A 2,397-nucleotide genomic window follows, 5' to 3' on the forward strand; every position below is an offset into this window, starting at 1 on the left:
GGTCGCACAGCGGCGACGAAGCGGACATGGCCGCCAGATCGCGGCCATTGGCTTCGAGCAGTTCGGGGGTGTGGTCGCGCAACAACTGCGCGGCGCGTTGCAGGGCGCGGCCCAGCCGCTCGGGCCCGGTTTCGGCCAGTGCGGTTCCCGCCTCGCGGGCGGCTTTGAACAGGGATTCGTATTCCATCATCGTTTATTCCAGGTAGAGGTAATCACAGTGGACGAAAGGTTTGAGTCCCTTGCGTCCGATGTTGCGGCGGGCGGTGTCGCTGTCGCATGCGATGCGTCCTACGGCCAGCTGCGTGCCGTCGGATGCGAGGATGCGCACCAGGTCGTCGCGTTCGAAATCGCCCTCGACAGCCGTGACGCCCACGGCCAGGATGCTCGCGGCTTTGCTCGCCCGGACGGCCGCTGCGGCTCCCTGGTCGATGCGGAGCGCGCCTTTGGCGAAGCCCTCGCTGCTGGCTATCCACTTCTTGACGCCCGAAGCCGGGCGCGGTGCGGGTTCGAAGCGCGTGCAGACCACCTCTTTGCCGGTCAGCACCAGGTCGGTGAGGATGCCGTCGCGGCGGCCGTTCGCGATGACGACCTCGATACCCTCGGCGGCGGCGCGCGACGAGATGCGGCTTTTGGTCGCCATGCCGCCGCGTCCCCGCGACGAGCGGGTTGGGTCGATGTATTGCGTGAGGTCTTCCGCCGGTTTGACGCGCCGGATGACCTGCGAGGCGGGGTCGGCCGGCGAGCCGTCGTAGATGCCGTCGATGTTGCTCAATATAATCAGCGCCTCGGCATTCATCATCGCGGCCACGAGCCCCGAGAGTTCGTCGTTGTCGGTGAACATCAGTTCGGTGACCGAGATGGTGTCGTTTTCGTTGACGATGGGCAGTACGCCGTTCGAGAGCATCGCCTCCATGCAGTTGCGCTGGTTGAGGTACTGCCGCCGCGTGGAGAGGCTCTCCTTGGTGGTGAGCACCTGTCCGCAGACGATGCCGTACTCGTTGAAAAGGTCGTAGTAGCGGTTGAGCAGTTTGACCTGCCCTACGGCCGAGAAGAGCTGCCGCGCCGATACGGTGTCGATTTTTCCGGTGCGCTGCCCGAGGAGGCTGCGCCCCGAGGCTACGGCGCCCGAAGATACGAGGATTACCTCGATCCCTGCGCGGTGGAGCTGCGCGATTTGGTCGGCGAGGGCCGAAATGCGTGTGGTGTCGGGGTGCCCGTCGTCGCGGGTCAGCACGTTGCTGCCCACTTTGATGACGATGCGCCGGTATTTGTTCCTTTCGTTCATAAGCATGCTTGCCGGAGCCGCGGCTCCCGGCGTCAGGGTTCGTATTTGTAGCCTACGCCCTTGATGGTGACGATACGCTCGTCGCCGATTTTCTGGCGCAGTTTGCGGATATGCACGTCGATCGTGCGGTCGCCCACGACCACTTCGGTGCCCCATATCTTCGTATAAATCTCCTCGCGCGAGAAGAGTTTGCCGGGCGACGAGTAGAGCAGGTCCAGCAGGGCGAACTCCTTGCGGGGCAGGGCGATTTCGCGGCCGTCGCGCATCACGGTGTAGCGCTCCCGGTCGACGGCGATGCCGGCGGCGGGCACTGCCGGGCCCGACTCGTCGATTCGTTTGAGGATGGCCTGCACGCGGCTGACCAGCAGTTTCATCTTAATCGGCTTGGTCAGGTAGTCGTCGGCCCCGACGCCGAAACCGGTGAGCTGCTGCTCCTCTTCGCCCAGTGCCGAGAGGAATACGACCATCGTGTCGCGCAGCTGCGGGTCGTGGCGGATGGCGCGGCAGGTCTGCGCGCCGTCCATCACGGGCATCATCATGTCCAGCAGGATCAGGTGCGGCCGGAATCCGGCGGCGATTTTCAGCGCTTCGGCGCCGTTCTGGGCCGTGCGTACTTCGTAGCCCTCTCGTACGAGGTTGTACCTCACGAATTCGAGGATGTCGATTTCATCGTCGACAAGCAGGATGCGGTGGCTCATGGTTCTGGTTGCGGGTTTTCGACGGCGTACGGCAACCGTGCGGCTGCGCGCCGTACATATCTTGTGCGAAGTTAGCAAATTTCCGGCGAAATCGTTCGGCGGCCCGGGAAAAATGGTTATATTTGCGAGATTTATATACTTCCGTATATACGGAAATCAAAAAACGCGTATTGAGATGGCTACTGAAAATCCGAATCTTCCTGCTCCCGGGGAGCAAGTCAGCAAAGCTGCTGAAGATGTGCAGAATGTAACTTCCGAAGTGACTCCCGGAGTCGCCGAACCCGAAACCTCCGCAGCCGGACAGGCGGCAGAGCCTGCAGCGGAAACGCCCGCTGCGGAGCAGCCCGCACTCCCTGTGGCCGAAACGCCCGCCGCGGATGCCGTTGCGGAAGTGCCCGCTGCCGAGGCCGCACC

Annotated in this window: 2 protein-coding genes and 2 pseudogenes; 1 reads left to right on the top strand and 3 read right to left on the bottom strand. The window is 63.3% G+C overall.

Annotation, left to right across the window (positions count from 1 at the left end; genetic code table 11):
• From QZT71_RS12360 to QZT71_RS12370, 3 genes and pseudogenes are all read right to left on the bottom strand, one after another.
• A pseudogene (locus tag QZT71_RS12360) lies at positions 1–187 on the bottom strand (gamma-glutamyl-phosphate reductase); the annotation flags it as partial.
• A 6-nt stretch (positions 188–193) separates the two neighbouring features.
• Entirely contained in the window at positions 194–1,285 is a 1,092-nt protein-coding gene (gene proB, locus QZT71_RS12365; protein ID WP_295916658.1) for a glutamate 5-kinase, read from the bottom strand.
• 32 nt (positions 1,286–1,317) lie between these two features.
• The gene (locus QZT71_RS12370) at positions 1,318–1,983 is read right to left on the bottom strand and encodes a response regulator transcription factor (protein ID WP_295916659.1); all 666 of its coding nucleotides are present in this window, start codon (positions 1,981–1,983) and stop codon (positions 1,318–1,320) included.
• Between the two features lie 175 nt (positions 1,984–2,158).
• Between QZT71_RS12370 and QZT71_RS12375 the strand changes: the two are divergent.
• Positions 2,159–2,397, top strand: a pseudogene (locus QZT71_RS12375) (hypothetical protein); the annotation flags it as partial.

The organism is uncultured Alistipes sp. (assembly GCF_902388705.1).
Taxonomy (GTDB): Bacteria; Bacteroidota; Bacteroidia; order Bacteroidales; family Rikenellaceae; genus Alistipes.

Bases quoted from the DNA above. Each gene is read 5' to 3' on its own strand.
- proB (WP_295916658.1), bottom strand. From the start codon at position 1,285: ATGAACGAAAGGAACAAATACCGGCGCATCGTCATCAAAGTGGGCAGC.
- QZT71_RS12370 (WP_295916659.1), bottom strand. From the start codon at position 1,983: ATGAGCCACCGCATCCTGCTTGTCGACGATGAAATCGACATCCTCGAA.